The sequence below is a fragment of the Maritalea myrionectae DSM 19524 genome, from assembly GCF_000423365.1.
In the GTDB taxonomy this organism is placed as follows: domain Bacteria; phylum Pseudomonadota; class Alphaproteobacteria; order Rhizobiales; family Devosiaceae; genus Maritalea; species Maritalea myrionectae.
The window spans coordinates 36,834-55,688 of sequence record NZ_AUHV01000004.1 but is presented as its reverse complement, the minus strand read 5'-3'; the positions used below and the strand labels follow the sequence as shown (position 1 = coordinate 55,688).

Genomic DNA, 18,855 nt, shown 5'->3' with positions numbered 1-18,855 from the left:
GAAGGATTAAAATGGCAGGAAAAGATAAAACGTCACGCCTGAAACAATCACCTGAGGCGCGGCAAAAACCTAATTTCCGCGCCAAACAAAACCGCGATGGCACCATGCCAACGCGCGAAGAGATTGTGGACTATATTGTTCGCTTTCCGAACCATGCCAGCAAGCGCGATTTGGCCAAAGCTTTTGGCATTCGCGGCGATGACCGCATCATCTTCAAAGCACTCCTAAAAGAGATGGAAGAAGATGGCTTGCTGACGCGGGACAAGAAAAAATATCACCCCGTAGCGGAACTGCCCTCTGTCACCGTGATTGAAATCCCCTTTGATGCAGATAGCGATCACATGATTGGCTATCCCGCCAAGTGGGATGGCGATCAGGAAAGCCGGCCGAAAGTGCTCATTTCTAAGGGCAAAAACGACCGCGCGGTGCCCGCGCCGGGCGATCGGGTGTTGGCGCGTATTGACCGCGACGAAAACAAAGACCCCATTTATACCGCCCGGCCCATGAAAGTGCTGGATAAGCCGAAAAAGGCATTGATCGGCATTGTTCGGAAAACAGACAAAGGCGCGCGCCTGATCCCTGTGGACCGCAAGGGCAAGGAAATGCAAATCCATCAGGGGGATATTGGCGACGCCAAAGAAGGTGACCTGGTGGAGGTCGAGCAATATGTGTCTGGCCGCATGATGGTGCCACGCGCCCGCGTCACACACATTATTGGCAACCCGAAAAGCGAAAAGGCCATCAGCCTGATCGCGTTGCACAATCAGGATATTCCCTACCGTTTTCCGAATTCAGTGATCGAAGAAGCTGAAGCGCAAGAAGCTGCGGGCCTTGAGGGACGCGAAGATTGGCGCCACATTCCCATTGTCACCATTGACCCGGCCGACGCCAAAGACCATGACGACGCGGTTTACGCTGAACTGGATGATGACCCCGCAAATGAAGGCGGCTATCTCATCTATATCGCCATCGCCGACGTGGCCAATTATGTGCGGCCCGAATCTGCCATGGACAAAGAAGCGCTTATTCGTGGCAACTCGGTCTATTTCCCCGACCAGGTGGTGCCGATGCTGCCAGAGCGGATTTCCAACAATCTGTGCTCGTTGGTGGAAGGTGAAAACCGCGCGGCCATGGGGCTGGTCATCAAGATTGATAAGGACGGCAACAAGCTCGACCATCATTTCCACCGTGTGCTGATGCGCTCAGCCGCAAAACTCAGCTATCAGCAAGCCCAAACCGCGATCGATGGGCATCCGGACGACAAGACGGAACCTTTGCTGGAACCAATCCTCAAGCCCCTGTTTGCGGCCTATGCGGCGCTTGAAAAAGCGCAAAAACAACGCTCACCACTGGCCCTCGATTTGCCGGAGCGACGCATTCGGCTGAATGAAGAGGGCTTGGTGGAAGATGTGTTTGTGCCGGAACGGCTGACAGCTCACCGCCTGATCGAGGAAATGATGATTCAGGCCAATGTGGCCGCAGCGGAAACGCTGGAAGCGAAAAAATCGCCCCTGCTCTACCGCGTGCACGATGCGCCGTCACAACAAAAAATGATCGGCTTGAAAGAATCGCTGGCCAGTTTGGACATCAATCTTTCGATTGGCGAAAACGTCAAACCGATGCATTTCAACAAGGTGTTGGCGCAAGCCGCAAACACCGATAACCCGCACATGGTCAACGAGCTGGTGCTGCGTTCACAAGCGCAAGCGGAATATACCAACGAGAATTATGGCCACTTCGGGCTGAATCTGCGCCGCTACGCGCACTTCACCTCGCCGATTCGCCGCTATGCTGATCTGATCGTTCACCGCGCACTTATTTCTGCGCTTAAACTGGGCGATGATGGCCTCAAACCCGGCGCAGAAAGCAAGCTGGCCGGGATTGGCGAGCAAATCTCGATGACGGAACGCCGCGCCATGATGGCCGAGCGTGAGACCAGTGATCGCCTGCTGGCCTATTTCCTCGCAGACCAAATCGGCGCCCGATTCAATGGGCGCATTGCTGGCGTTATCGGGGCGGGACTATTTGTCCGATTGGATAAAACCGGCGCAGATGGTTTTATACCAGCTTCGACGCTTGGCACCGACTATTTCGTTCATGATGAGTCGCAACAAGCACTGATAGGGGAACGCACAGGAGAACGATTCCGCATTGGTGATCAGGTTGAGGTTCGGCTTATGGAAGCCGTGCCGTTGGCTGGCTCTTTGCGCTTTGAAATGCTTTCAAAGGGCGAAAAAACCAAACCGATTGGCCGTGGACGTTCAAAACGTTCCTTTGGGACAAAATCCAAAGGGTTTGCCCGTAAACGTGGCAAACGGAGTGCAAAATGAGTTTAGAGATGACCACCGGCGCAAAGCCGAAACGATCGATTTGGTCAGCCATGAAAAATGGCATGGCCTGCAAATGCCCGAAATGCGGCGAAGGCAAGCTGTTTCGCGCCTATTTGAAGGTGAACGACACATGCCCCAAATGTGGTGAGGAATTGTATCACCACCGGGCAGACGATGCCCCACCCTATATCACCATGGCGATTGTGGGCCATATTATCGTTGGTGCAATTCTGCACATCGATATGGCCTATGAGTGGGATCCAATGATGTATTTGTACATCTTCGTGCCGATGGCCCTTTTCTCATCATTGGCCATGCTCCCCTCCATCAAAGGCGCGGTAGTTGCCATCCAATGGGCAACTTATCTGCATGGGTTTGACCCGGAGCACACCGAAGAAATTGACGGCCGCTAATTGCCCGCTAGCTTGTCGAATGAATTAACCACCCAGCGCTTCACCTCTTGAAGCGCTGGTGTGGGCACCTTTTCTGCCGGATAGACAAACCAATAATCATAGCTGGCCGGAATTCTCATCTCGAAGGGTGCAACCAAACGTCCCGCGGCCAAATCGTCCGCCACCAAAACCGAGCGACCCAACGCAGCGCCCTGCCCTGAAAGCGCGGCCTGCAGCACGGCATTATCATCTTCCATGCGGGGCAACCGGCTTGGCACCTCAACAGAAATATGTGCGGCGCGAAACCAAGCCGACCAATCGTCTAAAATATCCGTATGCAGCAAAGTGGCGCCCGCTAAATCCTGCGGCACAGCAAGGTTGTTTCGCGCGGCATATTCCGGCGTACACACTGGAAAAACCTCTTCTTTTGCCAGCAGGGTCGCGTTGAGAAACGGCCAATCGCCTCGCCCATAGCGGATGGCCGCATCAATATGCTCTGCCCGAAAATCAACCAAGTGCCGCCCCACACTGATGCGCAAATCAATATCACCATGATGACGCACAAAGTCACCCAGCCGGGGGGAAAACCATTTTGCCGCAACTGACGGCAGCATGGACAAGGTGACAATATGTTCAGTGGGCGTCCGAATCTTCGCCAAAGATGTCGCAATCTGTTGAAAGCCTTGTCCAACACCTGCGGCCAACTCGCGCCCCTTTGGCGTAAGCGACAAATTTGGCCCTGATCGCGCAAAGAGCTGCACATCCAACCTCGCTTCAAGGTCTGCGATTTGTCGGCTTACGGCGCTTTGAGTAATGCCAAGCTCCGCCCCCGCTGCGGTAAAACTACCCAGTCGCGCGGCGACGTCAAATATCTCAAGCGCGCGCACCGCAATGGGGCCAGTATGAATTCTACTCATGCAAAGACGCTCTTTTTCTCATTATTACAGGTGGCATTCCTAATCTAGCATAAGCCTAGCACATCATGTGAAAGGCCCAAAATGTCAGAATCAAGCACACATCAAGTCACCGCACCGCCGCAAACAGGGCAAACCATGCGACCATGGGCCTATCTGCAGCAAATCCCCTTCGTGTTTTGGATGGTGGGCGCAACGCTGGCACTCGCGCTTATGTCCAATCTGAGTGCTGCGGAGACCATTGACAGCTTTAACGCTGGATTTGGGCGGGCGCTCGGCGAATTCACATTGATCCTCTTGCCTGCTTTCACGCTGGCCGCCGTCATCGCAAAACTGGATCAAAACCCGTCCACCCGAACCATCGCCACAATGATGGGCCTGGCCCCTGTTTCCGGCGCTGGTATGGTGTGTCCTGACACAGCCTATGCCGCGCTGGCGCCTGCAGCGCAAACAAACACGAAACACAAACTGTCCATTGCCTTCGGCGCTTATGCCGGCTTCAAACTGCTTTTTCCCGCTGGCCCCCTATTGGTGGCAACAGCTTTAGGCGCACAAAACGACCCCAAAATCATTTGGGTGGGCGCCTTATTGCTGCTGCCGGTTTGGCTTGGGGGCCTTTTCTGGGCGCGGATGATGGCACCGCGCACCTTGGAAGCAACCAGCAACACTAAAGAGGCCACACCGTTCCCTAAAGACCAAAAATCGAAATTTAATTGGCGCGCAAATCTCGGCCCGTTTGTGATTTTGGTGAGCCTCATTGCCATCGGCTTCTTTGTTGAATTTTCCAGCTTGCCGCTCTTGGATCTGCTCACCCAACCTAAAGGCGCCCTGATTGCCGCAGCATTATTTGCCTTGGCGCAGCTCCCTGCCAACGAATGGCGCCCCTGCCTGGAACAAGCCAGCCGCCGCACCGCCGGGCTTATTTTGCTGATTGGCAGTGCCAGTGCCTTCGGCGCTGTGCTGACCGAACAGTTGGACCTGAGCAACATTGCTACCATCGCGCAAAGCCAATGGCTTTTGTTTTATCTCTTTGGTCTCACCATGCTGTTTAAACTGATCCAGGGCTCCAGCTTGGCCACCTTCGCCGCCATCACCCCAGTTGCCGCCCCTATTATCGCTGGCGCCGACATCTCGCCCGTCATCGCAACATTTGCAATCTGTCTCGGTTCATTTATCGCCATCATGCCAAATGACAGCTTTTATTGGCTCGTCAGGCGCGATGCCTTGACCCATTTGACCACAGAGCGCCAAGCCGTCTTGTTGCTCTCTGGTGGCGCTATAGTGCAGGCGCTGATAGGTTTGCTCTTGCTGTGGATATTGAGTGCATGGATATAACACACCACGCTCGATATGCTGGGGCTATGTAATGTCGCAAATCTATGGACCTGACATGAGTGACCACAACCTTACATTTCGCGTGCCAACCAAGGCAGATGCAGAGCAAATCACCCAAATCCACGAAATGGGTTTAGGCACAGGCCACGCCTCGTTTCGTGAAGTGGCCATGGTCTGGAGTGAATTTGAAAACAACTACCTAACCGACCGCAGCGTCGCGGGCGTCATCTGCTCCCCTGAAGGTGTTTTGGGTTGGGCCACAATTGTGCAAAGTTCCGCTCGCCCTGTTTATGCGGGCGTGGGTGAAATATCGATCTACCTTGATCGCGCGGCCCAGGGGCGCGGCATTGGCAAAAGGCTAATGCGGGACATCATTGATGCCGCAGAGGCAAAGGGCTACTGGACGCTTTTTGGCCATATCTTTCCCGAAAACACGGCCAGCATAGCGCTGCATGACAAAATGGGATTCGATGTTATTGGACGACGCCGGGCAATCGGCAAGATGACCTATGGCCCGATGGCGGGGAAATGGCGCGATGTGCTGCTTATGGAGCGAAGGAGCACACGCATTGGCGTGGACTAAGCCGACCGGCACAAATATTTGTGCTTTGAACTTGACATTTGGTTGGAAATGCATAGGTTGCCGCCAACGGAATGATGACAGATCGCCGCGCACCATTGCGTGGCCTTTTATTTGGGAATGTAGGCATGGCCAAGTCCAACACTGTAAAAATCAAGCTGGTTTCAACAGCTGACACGGGCTACTTTTACGTAGCCAAAAAGAATTCACGCACGATGACCGAGAAATTGACTTTGAAAAAGTACGATCCGGTTGCGCGTAAGCATGTTGATTTCAAGGAATCAAAAATCAAGTAAATTGATTTGAAATGCTGAAATTAAAAAACCCGCCTTTTGAGGCGGGTTTTTTGTTGGGCGATCCAGCTCGGCCAGAAGAGGCCACTCTTAAACCGAGCCGGAACTGCCCCCTCGCAGGATCTCAGGAAGTTGCGGCGGACCTGAGCAAATTATCTGCGAGGCAAGCCATCCAATGAAGAATGGCGCCCTTTGCAAATACGATGGCACACCGACTTTTCCAAGCAAATTTTACAATTTTGGAATATAAACGATAGATTAACTTAAAGACTTAACCTTAACACCCCGAATTAAGGTTAAGTCTTTGGGATAACGCATAAAATTTAAATCAAATGCGTTGCATTCTTATCCCTTACGCAGCGTCATAGGCTGTGCGATTGCGGCCTTCCCGCTTCGCGCGATAAAGCGAAATATCCGCACGCTTCATCAAACTTTCGGGGGTATCATGCTCGGCTTCATAGATCGACAAACCAATGCTCACCGTAATCGACAACGGCGCTACAATCTCAGATTCGAACACTTCATTGCTAATGGACTTGCGCACGCGCTCCGCTACCATCTCAGCTTGATGCAAATCCGTATCCGGCATCATCACGACAAATTCTTCGCCGCCATAACGGGACGCCAAGTCCACGCCTCGGATACTGCGCTGCAAGCGCAATGCAAATTCCTTCAACACCGCATCGCCTACGGCGTGGCCGTGCGTATCATTCACCGCTTTGAAATAGTCGATGTCCAGCATCATCAGCGAAAGATTGCGCTCATGTTCCTTCGACTTCTCAAGCTGCACCGCCAAGTGACGATCAAAATAGCGGCGATTATAAAGGCCGGTCAGCTCGTCAATAACCGCCATGGCGACGGTTGAAGATAAGTTTTTGCGCAATTCAGCCGCATAACGATGGCGCCGAATTTGTGTCCGCACCCGTGCCGACAATTCGTTGCGTTCAACCGGGCGCAGAATGAAATCATTCACCCCAAGCTCAAGCCCGCGCACAACGCGTGGCTTATCCGGCGCGTCCGCCAACAGAATAATCGGCATATTTCGTGTTTTCTCGAGCGTCCGAATTTGCGAACAAACGCGCAAAGGATCAACATCGGGCAAAGACATCGAAACAATCACCAACTCAAACTCGTGCTCAGCCAGCACCATTGGCGTATCTTCGGGACGTGTAAGGATCATCACATCATGTTCGCGATCCAGAATATCCTGCAACCGCTCTGCGGCGCGAATATCGCTCTCGATCAATAATAGCTTGCCGCCAGTCGCATCAATGCGCTGGGTCATGCCCACAATGTCTTCAATGGCGATTGACTGACCTGTCAGTGCGCGTGAATGCAATTCATCAGTCAAATTCTTCAGCCGCGACAAGCTTTTCACCCGCGCCATAAGCTGCACATCATCAACTGGCTTGGTCAGAAAATCATCCGCGCCAGCTTCCAGGCCCTTCACGCGGTCTGAGGGCTGATCAAGCGCCGTCACCATCACAATAGGGATATGCTGGGTTTTCGGATTAGATTTCAGCCGCCGACAGGTTTCAAACCCGTCCATTTCAGGCATCATCACATCAAGCAACACAATATCAACCTGCCCCTGATCGCAGATATCAATCGCCTCGCGACCACTGGTCGCTTCCAGAACATCAAAATACTCAGCAGTTAAGCGTGCGGCCAACAGTTTGATATTTGTTGGAATGTCGTCAACTACCAATACTCGCGCGGTCATAATACTCGTCCCGTACTCAAAAACTCACAAAGGCCAACACGACTTATTTGCCCGGCCCAATAAATCCTTCGATCGTTTGCAAAAAGTGCGGCAATGAAATCGGCTTGGAGATATATCCCTCGCAGCCGCCTTCCAAAATGCGCTCTTCGTCGCCCTTCATCGCAAACGCAGTTACCGCAATCACCGGAATCGAGCGCAAAGCTTCGTCTTCCTTGATCCACTTGGTGACCACAAGGCCCGACACTTCCGGCAGTTGAATATCCATCAGGATCAGGTCCGGGTGATGTGCCTTCGCCAAATCAAGCGCTTCCATCCCATTTCGGGTTTGGATTGTGCGATATCCCCGTGACTCCAATAAATCGTTGAAAAGCTTCATATTCAGCTCATTGTCTTCAACGATCATCACCGTCTTTGCCATAAAGTCCCCAAATCTTTGCGAAACGCTTTTGCCCTTCCATTACAAAAGCGTATAACAAGAAAACCTTACGAAAGACGTAATGAAAGACGCGCCATGATTGAAAGCACGCCCGAAAAAATCCAGTTTATCGCCGATGCGTGTTTAAACCATCTCATTGCAGAACCTGAGCTTTTAGGCCAGTTCATGACCGAAACCGGCACCTCACCGGACGAAATGCGCGGCGGCGATCCGGAGAGCTTAGCCTCGGGCCTCTTGGAGTTCTTTGCGCAAAATGAATCGGCGCTTTTGTCCATGTGTGCAAACGCACGGCTGACCCCGGAAGAGGTCATGCGGGCCTATTACACCCTGAACGGTCATGACAGATAAAGCTATCCCCACCATATGTCGCGATTGCGGGCATTTAGAGCATGAGCGCGCCCTCACCCGCTGCCCAAAGTGCAAATCCGTGCGCCTGACACGCCACAGTGAATTGCTCAGCCTCGACATTGCCCATGTGGATTGCGACAGTTTTTACGCGGCGGTGGAAAAACGGGATAACCCCGACCTGCTGGACAAACCAGTGATCGTGGGCGGGCGTGAGCGCGGCGTGGTGTCCACCTGTTGCTACATCGCCCGCATGAGCGGCGTTCGTTCCGCCATGCCGATCTTTCAGGCAAAACGGCTTTGCCCAAATGCAGTATTCATCCCACCAAACATGGCGAAATATGTTGAGGTCAGCAAGCAGATCAAAGCCAAATTCCTGGATTTGACCCCCTTGGTAGAACCTCTCAGCATCGATGAGGCCTTTCTCGACCTCTCAGGCACCCAATTGCTGCATAAAGCGACGCCGGTTGAAATCCTGGTCCGCCTGGCAAACGAAATCGAGCGTGATATTGGCGTGACCATCTCCATTGGCCTATCGCACAACAAGTTTTTGGCCAAAATCGCCTCTGAACTGGATAAGCCGCGCGGCCTTGCCCTGATTGGCGAGCAAGAAACCAGAGACTTTCTGGCCAAGCAACGCGTCACCGTGATTTATGGCATTGGCAAAAAGTTCGGCGAGAAACTGGAAAATGATGGCATCACCCACATTGGACAGTTACAAGAAATGGGCCTAAAGGAATTGGCGGGTCGATATGGCGAAATCGGCGCGCGCCTGTTCTACCTTTCTCAAGGCGAAGACAAGCGCAAAATCAAATCCAGCCGCGGCGCCAAATCAGTTTCAAACGAAACAACTTTCTTCAAAGATATCACAGACTTTGACGAACTTTCTAATGTACTGCTAAAACTTAGTGAAAAGGTATCGGCGCGGCTCAAAAAAAGCACCCTTGCGGGCGATACGGTGACGCTGAAACTTAAAACGGCGGGCTTTGCCACCCGCACCCGATCACGCCAATTGATTGAACCAACGCAATTGGCCCATGTCATATTTGAAACAGGCATGGCCTTGCTGAAAAAAGAGGTTGGCATGACCGCCTTTCGCCTGTTGGGCATTGGCGTCTCCGGTCTCTCCGCGCCAATATCGGCGGAAGATCCGCATGATCTTTTGGACCCCAATGTGGCCCGCAAAGCCAAAGCCGAGCGCGCGATCGACAATATCCGCGCCAAATTCGGCGATGATGCCCTATTGCGTGGGCGTATGATGCGCGCCAAATATGAGAAAGAACAACGCAAAAAAGATTCGCAAAAGGATAATCCCAATGAGCGCAATTGAATCCAAACTTCAAGACCTGGGCCACACCCTGCCCGCTCCTAAAGCGCCACTGGCCAGCTACTTGCCGTTTAAACGCAGCGGCAACATTTTATATATTTCGGGCCAACTGCCAATGAATGAGAGCGGCTTGACCACCGGCAAGCTGGGTGATGAAATAGACGTGGAACAAGGCCAAGCCGCCGCAGAAATCTGCGCACTCAACATTCTGGGTCAAATCAAATCCGCCGCCAATGTGCCACTTGAAGACATTGTGCAGTTTGTAAAACTATCGATCTATGTGGCCAGCACGCCCGATTTTACCGATCAGCATCTTGTGGCAAACGGCGCCTCAAACCTGATTGGTGAAGTCTTCGGCGAAAAGGGCCGCCATGCACGCGCAGCCGTTGGTGTGCCTTCATTGCCACTGGGAGCAGCCGTTGAAATCGAAGCAATCGTCGAAATCGCACCATAGTCAGATGCTCAAACAAATCTTTGCGCACCCGATTGCCCATCGCGGGTTGCATCAGGTTGCGCATGGCATTGCTGAAAATTCAAAAGCGGCGTTTATCGCCGCCATCGTCAACCGCTTTGGCATTGAATGTGACATTCAGTTAACGGGCGATGATCAAGCAATTGTTTTTCATGATGAAAAACTCGATCGCCTCACCCCGCAGTCCGGCATGGTGGCTGACATCAGCGCTGGCCAGGCTTCACATATTCCGCTGAAAGAGAGCGCAGATAACGACCACATACTCTCATTCCAGCAATTGCTGGCGCTGGTGGATGGCCGCGTGCCCCTCATCATTGAATTAAAAAGCCAAGAGGCCCGCAATGCGCAACTGGCCAATGCCGTCCACCATGCCGCCAAAGACTATATGGGCGTGCTATGTTTTAAAAGCTTTGACCCTGATCTGATCAGGCAACTCAATCGTTTAAAGGATAAGTGGCCAAAGGGGATTGTCGTGGAGCGGGAGACACCAGAAGGAAAGTCGGCAGCAACCGGGTTTGCCCTGCGCCATTTGCTGCACCTGCCGCTCACGCGACCCGACTTTTTGTCCTGCGATGTGGACAGTTTGGATTTACCCGCGGTGCGCCTTTATCGCGCGACCGGTCGACAAGTGATGAGTTGGACCATCAATTCCAAAGCACGGCTCGAAAAAGCCAAAGCCGAGGCCGATCAAGTGGTTTTTGAAGATATTGATCCAACAACCGGATCACCCCTGCCCGACCAGCGAGTGAAGGAGCTGGTATCCAATTGAGTCAAATTGTGTTGAAAACAAATGCGAGCATCCAAGAGATTGGCGCCGCCCGCTGGCAAGCGCTGGCAGGCAGCGATAATCCGTTCAATTCATTTGCTTTTCTGCACGCCCTCGAACAAAGCGGCTGTGTTGCAGCCCACACAGGTTGGCAGCCCCAACATCTGAGCGTGGAAACGGAAACAGGTGAACTGCTGGGCGTCGTACCCGCCTATTTGAAAGGCCACTCCCAAGGGGAATATGTGTTTGACCACGCCTGGGCCGATGCGTTTCAACGCGCTGGCGGCAAATATTATCCCAAACTGCAAATCTCCATCCCTTTCACCCCGGCAACTGCTCCCAAATTGCTGACCAAACAGGACGCGCCGAGCAGCACCAAATCCCTATTGATCGACGGGCTTGAGCGGGCATGCCAGCAGCTCAATCTATCGTCCGCACACGCGACTTTTTTGCCGCCAGAGGATTTAGAGCTATTCACGGAGCACCAGTGGCTGGAGCGCCATGATCGGCAATATCATTGGCGCAACCAGAACTATCAGTCTTTCGATGACTTCTTGGCCCAATTGGCGTCACGCAAGCGCAAAGCAATCCGCAAAGAACGGCGCACCGTGCATGATCACGGCCTGAAAATCGAATGGCTAAGTGGCAAAGACATCCAAGAACATCATTGGGACAGCTTTTTCGCCTTTTACATGGATACGGGCAGCCGCAAATGGGGCCAACCCTATCTAAACAGGGATTTTTTCTCGCTGATTGGCGAAAGTATGGGCGACAAAATCGTGCTGATGCTCGCCCATGATGGCACTGACTATGTCGCGGGCACCCTCAACCTTGTCGGCCGCGATACCCTGTTTGGCCGTTATTGGGGCTGCAACCTGCACATTCCCAATCTGCATTTCGAACTATGCTATTACCAAGCCATTGATTATGCGATTGAAAATAAATTGCAAACGGTTGAGGCTGGCGCACAGGGCGAGCACAAAATTGCGCGCGGTTACGAGCCGATCACCACACGTTCGGCGCACTTTATTCCCCATGATGGATTCCGCGAAGCGGTGAAAGACTATCTGGACGAAGAGCGCCGCCATATTGCCCTCGACCAAGAGCTGTTGAAAGGCTACACCCCATTTAAGAAAGAGTGAGTCTTTTCCGGGGCTTGTGCTATAACGTAAGTTCGCCACAATCATGTGACATCTGACATTTTTGTGACATTCAGGTCGGGGCACAAAATGAACTTTATTTATTTTCTCACGCTCGCTCTCCAAGCGGCTCTGGTTTTTGCATTATCGACTTTTTTGTTCGATATGGTGCATTATTTGCTGCACCGCTGGCAGCACTCAAGATTTGCCCTCTTGCGCGAGTTTTCTCGCTGGCATGACGTGCACCACAAATTTCTCGACGCTGAGATGAACGTTCATCCCAATTGGGCCAAAGCAAATCTTTGGTGCCATTTGATGCCTGAATTTATCGTTTCAATCCTCGGCACATTGCTTCTGGTGGTATTTTTCGACTGGATCGCCGTCGCCCTCGTGATTCTGGTTCATACGGGCCTGTTTGTTTTGCGCGTGCGCGATGAGGGTAAAGACGTAAACCACATGAACATGGATCGCCTCAATGGCCGTCGTGGCCATGTGTTCGTGACCCCCACCTATCATGCTCTGCACCATGTTTATCCCAATCAATTCTTTTCATCATTTCTAAGCCTGTTCGATGTGATTTTTGGCACAAATTGCCAAATCAAAGGCCAGCGCTTCTTGGTGACCGGGGCTTCCGGCGCCTATGGCCAAGCCCTCACGGCGCGGCTGGAAAAGCTGGGCGCTATTGTGGATACTGCCAAATTCGGCGAAGACTATGAAATCGACAAATATGATGGCCTCAGCGAAAAAATGCGAAAAGCCGACATTTTGGTGCTGGCCCATGGTTCAAAGTCAGACGATTGCTGGACCGCCAATTACACAAGTTTCGTAGACCTGATCGAAAAATTCCGCGTCATCGGCAAAGACCGCCTCACCCCGCCAGAGATTTGGGCCGTTGGCTCTGAGATTGAATTACATGGGGATATGGGCATTGAATCGCTCAAGCCCTACGCGACCTCAAAGCAGGCATTTGCTGCGCGGGCGCGGGAGTTTTACACCAGCCCTGATTTGACCTATCGACACGTCGTGCCGGCCGCCTTTACCTCGCGCATGGGTAAAGGCCTCATGTCAGCCGACGTGGCCGCAGCCCTATCCCTGTTCTTTATCCGCCGTGGCTTCACTTATGTGCCGGTGACATACACCACCCTTGCGGTGTGGAACTACATCCGTTTCCGGTTTATACCTTGGCCAAAATCCGTGCGCAAAGCACCTATATTCAACAAGAGTGCCTAGGACCTGACAATGAGCTACGATCCCGACAATATTTTCACCAAAATCATCGCTGGCGACATCCCAAGCCACAAAGTCTATGAAGACGATGTGTGCATTTCCATCATGGATATAATGCCCGAAGCGCCTGGCCATGTGCTGGTGGTGCCCAAAAAAGGCACCCGCAATTTGCTGGATGCAGATCCGGAAATGCTGGCTGAAGTCATCAAGCGCGTGCAAAAAATTGGCAAAGCGGTGAAACAAGCGATGGACGCTGATGGGATTTTGTTGCGCCAATCCAGTGAGGAAAGCGCCGGCCAAACTGTTTATCATTTGCATTTCCACCTGATCCCCTGCCACGACAATGTGAAGCGCAAGGATCATGTGAGCGGCACCACCGCCAATGACGAACTGGCCGCCAATTGCGAAAAAATCAAAGCGGCGCTCTAAATTCAAAAATTATACAGACAAATGAAAAGGCCGGGCAAATTGCCCGGCCTTTATTTTATTCGCTGTCTTGCGTGGACTTAGGCCCACGTTTGTTGGCCTTCGGCACGCGCGTGCCTGATGGCTTTTTCCGCGGTGTGCTCGACTTGGCAGTCGACTTTTTCGCCGCAGTTTTGCGCGGGGCTTTCTTGCCCGACTTTGGCCCCGTGATCGCCTTTGGCCGTGCAGGCTGTGGCGGCAAGAAGGTCAGCTTAAGCGTATCCTCTTTCTTATCCACGCCCACTTGCACCGTGCCACCATTCTGCAACTTACCGAACAACACTTCATCCGCCAGTGGCTTCTTGATGTGTTCTTGGATCACACGTCCCAATGGCCGCGCGCCCATCAACTCATCATAACCGCGTGTGGCAATCCACTTATTGGCTTCCGGTGTCAATTCGATGGTTACGCCGCGTTCGCCCAATTGCGCTTCAAGCTGAAGCACAAATTTGTCGACCACCAACGACACAACATCTGTCTGCAATGGCGCAAACGAGATTGTAGCATCCAACCGGTTACGGAATTCCGGGGTGAACAAACGCTTGAGCGCTTCTTCATCGTCACCCGTCCGCCGCTCTTGAGTGAAGCCCATCGGTGCTTTCGACATTTCAGACGCGCCAGCGTTGGACGTCATGATCAAAATCACATTGCGGAAATTGACTTGCTTGCCGTTATGATCGGTCAATTGGCCGTGATCCATCACCTGCAACAAAATGTTGAACAGGTCTGGGTGGGCCTTCTCAATCTCGTCAAGCAACACAACACAATGAGGGTTTTGGTCAACGCCATCGGTGAGCAACCCACCTTGGTCAAAGCCAACATATCCCGGAGGTGCACCGATCAAACGTGAAACCGTGTGCCGCTCCATATATTCGGACATGTCAAAGCGCAGCAATTCAAGCCCGAGCGTATCCGCCAATTGCTTGGCCACCTCGGTCTTGCCCACGCCTGTTGGCCCGGTGAACAAATAAGAACCAATCGGTTTTTCAGGCTCACGCAACCCGGCCCGCGCCAGTTTAATGGCAGAGGACAAGGCCGTAATCGCAGCATTTTGACCAAAAACAACACGTTGAAGATTGTCTTCAAGGTTAGACAAAACTTCCGCATCAGATTTAGACACTGATTTCGGTGGAATCCGTGCCATCGTCGCGATGGTGGCTTCTACATCTTCAGTGTCGATGATGGTCTTGCGGTCAGCCAATGGCTTCAACCGCTGCGCTGCGCCGCTTTCGTCAATCACATCGATGGCCTTATCCGGCAATTTCCGATCATTGATATAACGGGCAGAGAGCTCCACCGCCGTCTTGATGGCGTCACCAGTATATTCCACCTCGTGATATTTTTCGAAATAAGGCTTCAGCCCTTTCATAATATCGATGGCTTCTGAAACCGTTGGCTCCACCACGTCAATTTTTTGGAACCGCCGCACAAGAGCACGATCTTTCTCAAAGAACTGGCGGAACTCTTTGTAAGTGGTCGACCCGATACACCGCACCGCACCAGAGGCCAAGGCCGGTTTCAAAAGGTTCGACGCATCCAATGCGCCGCCCGATGTCGCCCCGGCACCAATGATGGTGTGAATTTCGTCAATAAACAAAACCGAGTTTTCTTCAGCTTCCAGCGCTTTCATCACGGCTTTCAGGCGCTCTTCGAAGTCACCGCGATAACGTGTGCCTGCCAACAATGCACCCATATCGAGCGCATAAATCGTGGCATCGTTCAGCACCTCTGGCACTTCTTTATCGACAATGCGCTTGGCCAAACCTTCGGCAATCGCTGTTTTACCCACGCCCGGATCGCCCACATAGATCGGGTTATTTTTCGAGCGACGGCACAACACCTGAATGGTCCGATCAAGTTCTGATTTCCGGCCAATCAACACGTCGATTTTGCCGTCCTCAGCTTTCTTGTTCAAATTGACACAGAACTCGTCCAAGGGCGATGAGCCGGTTTGTCCAGCCGCTGCTTCCTCTTCCGTTTCTGCGCCGCGCACGGGCCGCGTTTCGGTGATGCCCGCTTTACTGATGCCATGCGAAATATAGTTCACTGCATCCAGCCGGGTCATATCTTGCTGCTCGAGGAAATAGGCCGCATGGCTCTCGCGCTCAGCAAAAATTGCCACCAGCACATTGGCCCCGGTCACTTCATCTCGACCAGACGATTGCACGTGGATCACAGCGCGCTGCACCACCCGCTGGAACGCAGCCGTTGGTGTGGGGTCTAAATCCGTGTCGGTGATCAAGCCGTTTAGTTCTTCATCCAGAAAATCTTCCAGATCACGCCGCAAGATTTCACGATCGACATCACAAGCATCCAAAACCGCAATGGCATCCGTGTCGTCGATCAATGATAACAACAAATGCTCCAAAGTCGCCATTTCGTGTGTGCGATCACGCGCAAAAGTCATTGCGTTGTGCAAAGCACGTTCTAGTCCGCGGGAAAATGAGGGCATAGATGCCTCCTATTGCTTTTCCATTACACATTGTAATGGATGCTGGTGTTTACGCGCCGCGTCCATGACGCGTGTTACCTTAGTTTCAGCCACTTCGTATGGAAAAACGCCACACTCCCCCACACCATTATTATGCACATGCATCGTAATGGTCACCGCTTCTTCTTCGCTTTTGTGAAAAACCTGTTGCAGCACAGCAATCACAAACTCCATCGGCGTATAATCATCATTGAGCAAAAGCACGCGATAAAGACTGGGGCGCTGGGTTTTTGTGCGTGTTTTTGTTGCCACGCCAATCCCGGCATCCTCGTCGTCTTCATCCTTCTTTGCCATGGCAAATACCTTTGCTGAGCCAAGGCCCAATTTTGGCATCTGTACATTGGTCATATTCAAGTGCTTCTCCGTTTCAGTCTGTCGGTGTTCAACACAAATCACCGACCCCCTATTATGTAGACAATTTTGTCACGATGTTAAGGGCAAAACGCGTCAAATCCGTGATCAGTTTAGTCTCATTTTTGTGAACACAACACGGCGGAAAATTTTTCTTTCAAATTTTTCGACAATTTTACTCATTCGTAAGGGTGCCAAATCTATATTCGGATCTTGAGTTGAGTTTGTAAGTTTCGCGTACGGCTCCCCTATTGCAAGGGGCCGAATGAGTTGGAGTACAGAGTGGTTTACCAGTCTGATCAGCACCTGTCAGTTTCGACCTTAAAGCGCCTCCTATTCGTGGTGGCGCTTTTTGCTGTTTTATTGTTTTCCGTCGTCGATGGTCAAAGCGCCAATCTGCGTAAATATGCGGGAATAGTTGTGGACGCCAAAACGGGCCAAACACTCTATTCTCATGGCGCAGATTCAAAACGCTACCCGGCGTCCGTGGCCAAGGTGATGACGCTTTATATTGTTTTTGAAGAGCTGGAGGCAGGCCGCCTGACCCTCGATTCAAAGCTGAAAGTGTCTAAGTACGCCGCAAGCGCTGTCCCATCCAAACTCTATTTGAAGCCTGGCACGTCTATCACTGTTTCTGACGCGATCAAAGCGCTGGTGACGAAATCCGCAAATGACGTGGCACGCGTTGTCGCAGAAAACATTTCTGGCTCTGTACCGAAGTTTGCCGACCGCATGACCAAAACCGCGCGGGCGCTTGGTATGTCACGCACCACCTATAAAAATCCATCGGGCCTGCCCGATTCACGTCAGGTGACCACTGTGCGCGACCAGGCACGCTTGGGGATGGCGATTTTCCAGCACTATCCGCAGCATTTCCATTATTTCAAAACCTCGTCGTTCCGCTATCGCGGCAACACTTATGGCAACCATAACCGCCTGCTGCGCTCAGTTAAGGGCGTGGATGGCATCAAAACAGGTTACATCAATGCCGCTGGCTTTAACCTGTTGACCTCAGCGCGCGTGAATAACCGTCACGTGATCGTGGCCGCGTTTGGCTTCAACTCAGGCGGTTCACGCAATGCCAAAGTTGCCGAATTGATCAAAAAATATATGCCCAAGGCGCGTCGCGGCGATTATTGGCGTCAAGCCAGCATCCCGCGCCCAACTGGCGCAGGCGGCGTGATCCGTATGGCTTCAAACCCAGTGTCGCTGGCAATTAAGGGCACGCCACCCGCACGGCCAACATCTTTGGGCGGCGGCGACGTACTAACACCGCCAGCGGTAATGGCTTTGGCCGACACAGCAACACAACCCGTGCCAACACCACCGGCGCTGACAACGCCGCAAGCACAGGCAGTACAAGTGGCCAGCATTGAACCTGTTGCGCCTGCCGTGCCCGCACCCGCGCCGCCAAATCGCCCCATCGATTTGTTGATGGGCGACAGCACAAAACCACTTGGCGTGATCAAAGTGGCCGCACCTATTGAACTGCGTGCGCCACAAGGCAGCGCCCCAGCGCCCCAACCTGTGAACACACCACAGCGCAAGTCGCTATCGTCGCTGACACCTTTAGATTTGTTCGGCAATTTGATCCAAGGTGGTCCGTCAACACAACAGCCCGTGAGCCTCGTGCCACCCGCATCTGTTGGCACCGACATCACCAGCGCCATTCCGGACACAAAAACAGCTCAACTTGATCGCTGGACCCTACAATTGGGCGCAGCGCACAGCGCAGAAGAAGCGAATGAAATACTCGCCAGCGCCACAAAAGAAGTGGACGATCTCAAAGATCTAAGGTCCGCCGTTCAGCCCATCAAAACAAACGGCCAAGCCTATTTCCGGGCAAGAGTCATGGGCTTCACCAACGAAACAGAGGCGATTCAAACTTGTCAGGCACTCAAGGATAAAAACATCAAGTGCTTGGCACTGCCGGGGTAAAAGAAACACCGCATGAGTAAGTTGTATGGAGTAACTCAATGCAAAATGATGACAGCTTGAAGAATTTGGCAGCGTTTTCGCCAAAATCGCCACTGGCCTCTGATGATTATAAGCTGCGCCGCGCCACCCTTTTGGGGCTCGCACAGCAAATGGTCGACAAAAGCGCGCGCAAATCCGTAGGTGATTTGCTCAACTCAGTGCTGGCTTTGTCCAGCCGTACGCGTCGTATCTTGAAGCCTACGGTTTCAATTGAATTGGATGTGTATTCGCCAAGCGGCAATCGCGCCATTCAGTGGGACTATCAAGCACCTAATCACGACGAATAGGGCAA

At 52.5% G+C, this 18,855-nt stretch carries 19 protein-coding genes; 14 read left to right on the top strand and 5 right to left on the bottom strand.

What is annotated here, in order from left to right:
• The first annotated feature begins 11 nt into the window (after window positions 1-11).
• Together rnr and G549_RS0111565 are read left to right on the top strand one after the other, a co-directional pair.
• Window positions 12-2,330: a ribonuclease R gene (gene rnr, locus G549_RS20085; protein WP_051213713.1), complete on the top strand. Its 2,319-nt coding sequence runs from the start codon at window positions 12-14 to the stop codon at window positions 2,328-2,330.
• Window positions 2,327-2,743, top strand: a complete 417-nt coding sequence (locus G549_RS0111565; RefSeq protein WP_027835163.1) for a DUF983 domain-containing protein — start codon at window positions 2,327-2,329, stop codon at window positions 2,741-2,743. Before rnr ends, G549_RS0111565 begins: the two co-directional genes overlap by 4 nt.
• Here the strand turns inward: G549_RS0111565 and G549_RS0111560 are convergent.
• Window positions 2,740-3,639, bottom strand: a complete 900-nt coding sequence (locus tag G549_RS0111560) for a LysR substrate-binding domain-containing protein (protein ID WP_036222520.1) — start codon at window positions 3,637-3,639, stop codon at window positions 2,740-2,742. The two genes, G549_RS0111565 and G549_RS0111560, sit on opposite strands and share 4 nt — an antisense overlap.
• A gap of 81 nt (window positions 3,640-3,720) precedes the next feature.
• Between G549_RS0111560 and G549_RS0111555 the strand changes: the two genes are divergently transcribed.
• The 3 genes from G549_RS0111555 (at window position 3,721) to rpmG (ending at window position 5,847) form a co-directional block, all read left to right on the top strand.
• A complete protein-coding gene (locus G549_RS0111555) occupies window positions 3,721-4,971 on the top strand; it encodes a GntT/GntP/DsdX family permease (RefSeq protein ID WP_027835161.1) in 1,251 nt (416 codons plus the stop codon).
• A 55-nt stretch (window positions 4,972-5,026) separates the two neighbouring features.
• Window positions 5,027-5,554, top strand: a complete 528-nt coding sequence (locus G549_RS0111550) for a GNAT family N-acetyltransferase (RefSeq protein ID WP_036222698.1) — start codon at window positions 5,027-5,029, stop codon at window positions 5,552-5,554.
• Window positions 5,555-5,679: 125 nt separating this feature from the next.
• A complete protein-coding gene (gene rpmG, locus G549_RS0111545; protein WP_027835159.1) occupies window positions 5,680-5,847 on the top strand; it encodes a 50S ribosomal protein L33 in 168 nt (55 codons plus the stop codon).
• 349 nt (window positions 5,848-6,196) lie between these two features.
• Here the strand turns inward: rpmG and G549_RS0111535 are convergent, their stop codons facing one another.
• Window positions 6,197-7,567 (bottom strand): PleD family two-component system response regulator, encoded by a 1,371-nt coding sequence (locus G549_RS0111535; protein ID WP_027835158.1) that lies wholly within the window; start codon window positions 7,565-7,567, stop codon window positions 6,197-6,199.
• A 43-nt stretch (window positions 7,568-7,610) separates the two neighbouring features.
• On the bottom strand, window positions 7,611-7,985 hold the full coding sequence (locus G549_RS0111530; RefSeq protein ID WP_027835157.1) for a response regulator: 375 nt from the start codon (window positions 7,983-7,985) through the stop codon (window positions 7,611-7,613).
• A 93-nt stretch (window positions 7,986-8,078) separates the two neighbouring features.
• Here G549_RS0111530 and G549_RS0111525 point away from each other — a divergent pair, with 93 nt between their 5' ends.
• From G549_RS0111525 to G549_RS0111495, 7 genes are all read left to right on the top strand, one after another.
• Entirely contained in the window at window positions 8,079-8,351 is a 273-nt protein-coding gene (locus tag G549_RS0111525) for a DUF3572 family protein (protein WP_051213711.1), read from the top strand.
• Window positions 8,341-9,678 (top strand): DNA polymerase IV, encoded by a 1,338-nt coding sequence (locus tag G549_RS20080; protein ID WP_051213709.1) that lies wholly within the window; start codon window positions 8,341-8,343, stop codon window positions 9,676-9,678. The genes G549_RS0111525 and G549_RS20080 overlap by 11 nt, the downstream gene beginning before the upstream one ends.
• Window positions 9,665-10,129 (top strand): RidA family protein, encoded by a 465-nt coding sequence (locus G549_RS0111515; RefSeq protein WP_027835155.1) that lies wholly within the window; start codon window positions 9,665-9,667, stop codon window positions 10,127-10,129. The genes G549_RS20080 and G549_RS0111515 overlap by 14 nt, the downstream gene beginning before the upstream one ends.
• A gap of 4 nt (window positions 10,130-10,133) precedes the next feature.
• Window positions 10,134-10,916 (top strand): glycerophosphodiester phosphodiesterase family protein, encoded by a 783-nt coding sequence (locus G549_RS20075; RefSeq protein WP_051213707.1) that lies wholly within the window; start codon window positions 10,134-10,136, stop codon window positions 10,914-10,916.
• A gap of 8 nt (window positions 10,917-10,924) precedes the next feature.
• Window positions 10,925-12,055, top strand: a complete 1,131-nt coding sequence (locus G549_RS0111505) for a GNAT family N-acetyltransferase (protein WP_246778374.1) — start codon at window positions 10,925-10,927, stop codon at window positions 12,053-12,055.
• 87 nt (window positions 12,056-12,142) lie between these two features.
• On the top strand, window positions 12,143-13,282 hold the full coding sequence (locus G549_RS0111500; protein ID WP_027835153.1) for a sterol desaturase family protein: 1,140 nt from the start codon (window positions 12,143-12,145) through the stop codon (window positions 13,280-13,282).
• 9 nt (window positions 13,283-13,291) lie between these two features.
• The gene (locus G549_RS0111495) at window positions 13,292-13,708 is read left to right on the top strand and encodes an HIT family protein (protein WP_425462118.1); all 417 of its coding nucleotides are present in this window, start codon (window positions 13,292-13,294) and stop codon (window positions 13,706-13,708) included.
• A 55-nt stretch (window positions 13,709-13,763) separates the two neighbouring features.
• On the opposite strand, the gene clpA is transcribed toward G549_RS0111495, so the two are convergent.
• Window positions 13,764-16,196: an ATP-dependent Clp protease ATP-binding subunit ClpA gene (gene clpA, locus G549_RS0111490; RefSeq protein ID WP_027835151.1), complete on the bottom strand. Its 2,433-nt coding sequence runs from the start codon at window positions 16,194-16,196 to the stop codon at window positions 13,764-13,766.
• A gap of 9 nt (window positions 16,197-16,205) precedes the next feature.
• Window positions 16,206-16,529 carry an ATP-dependent Clp protease adapter ClpS gene (clpS, locus tag G549_RS0111485; protein WP_027835150.1) on the bottom strand — a complete coding sequence of 108 codons (324 nt, stop codon included), beginning with the start codon at window positions 16,527-16,529 and terminating at the stop codon, window positions 16,206-16,208.
• A gap of 339 nt (window positions 16,530-16,868) precedes the next feature.
• On the opposite strand from clpS, the gene G549_RS20070 reads away from it, so the two are divergent.
• Together G549_RS20070 and G549_RS0111475 are read left to right on the top strand one after the other, a co-directional pair.
• On the top strand, window positions 16,869-18,524 hold the full coding sequence (locus G549_RS20070; RefSeq protein WP_051213704.1) for a D-alanyl-D-alanine carboxypeptidase: 1,656 nt from the start codon (window positions 16,869-16,871) through the stop codon (window positions 18,522-18,524).
• 38 nt (window positions 18,525-18,562) lie between these two features.
• Entirely contained in the window at window positions 18,563-18,850 is a 288-nt protein-coding gene (locus tag G549_RS0111475; RefSeq protein WP_027835149.1) for a hypothetical protein, read from the top strand.
• The last annotated feature ends 5 nt before the right edge of the window (window positions 18,851-18,855 follow it).

What these genes read in the sequence shown, in the direction of transcription:
- rnr (WP_051213713.1), top strand. Translation starts at nt 12, where the DNA reads ATGGCAGGAAAAGATAAAACGTCACGCCTGAAACAATCACCTGAGGCG.
- G549_RS0111565 (WP_027835163.1), top strand. Translation starts at nt 2,327, where the DNA reads ATGAGTTTAGAGATGACCACCGGCGCAAAGCCGAAACGATCGATTTGG.
- G549_RS0111560 (WP_036222520.1), bottom strand. Translation starts at nt 3,639, where the DNA reads ATGAGTAGAATTCATACTGGCCCCATTGCGGTGCGCGCGCTTGAGATA.
- G549_RS0111555 (WP_027835161.1), top strand. Translation starts at nt 3,721, where the DNA reads ATGTCAGAATCAAGCACACATCAAGTCACCGCACCGCCGCAAACAGGG.
- G549_RS0111550 (WP_036222698.1), top strand. Translation starts at nt 5,027, where the DNA reads ATGAGTGACCACAACCTTACATTTCGCGTGCCAACCAAGGCAGATGCA.
- rpmG (WP_027835159.1), top strand. Translation starts at nt 5,680, where the DNA reads ATGGCCAAGTCCAACACTGTAAAAATCAAGCTGGTTTCAACAGCTGAC.
- G549_RS0111535 (WP_027835158.1), bottom strand. Translation starts at nt 7,567, where the DNA reads ATGACCGCGCGAGTATTGGTAGTTGACGACATTCCAACAAATATCAAA.
- G549_RS0111530 (WP_027835157.1), bottom strand. Translation starts at nt 7,985, where the DNA reads ATGGCAAAGACGGTGATGATCGTTGAAGACAATGAGCTGAATATGAAG.
- G549_RS0111525 (WP_051213711.1), top strand. Translation starts at nt 8,079, where the DNA reads ATGATTGAAAGCACGCCCGAAAAAATCCAGTTTATCGCCGATGCGTGT.
- G549_RS20080 (WP_051213709.1), top strand. Translation starts at nt 8,341, where the DNA reads ATGACAGATAAAGCTATCCCCACCATATGTCGCGATTGCGGGCATTTA.
- G549_RS0111515 (WP_027835155.1), top strand. Translation starts at nt 9,665, where the DNA reads ATGAGCGCAATTGAATCCAAACTTCAAGACCTGGGCCACACCCTGCCC.
- G549_RS20075 (WP_051213707.1), top strand. Translation starts at nt 10,134, where the DNA reads ATGCTCAAACAAATCTTTGCGCACCCGATTGCCCATCGCGGGTTGCAT.
- G549_RS0111500 (WP_027835153.1), top strand. Translation starts at nt 12,143, where the DNA reads ATGAACTTTATTTATTTTCTCACGCTCGCTCTCCAAGCGGCTCTGGTT.
- G549_RS0111495 (WP_425462118.1), top strand. Translation starts at nt 13,292, where the DNA reads ATGAGCTACGATCCCGACAATATTTTCACCAAAATCATCGCTGGCGAC.
- clpA (WP_027835151.1), bottom strand. Translation starts at nt 16,196, where the DNA reads ATGCCCTCATTTTCCCGCGGACTAGAACGTGCTTTGCACAACGCAATG.
- clpS (WP_027835150.1), bottom strand. Translation starts at nt 16,529, where the DNA reads ATGGCAAAGAAGGATGAAGACGACGAGGATGCCGGGATTGGCGTGGCA.
- G549_RS0111475 (WP_027835149.1), top strand. Translation starts at nt 18,563, where the DNA reads ATGCAAAATGATGACAGCTTGAAGAATTTGGCAGCGTTTTCGCCAAAA.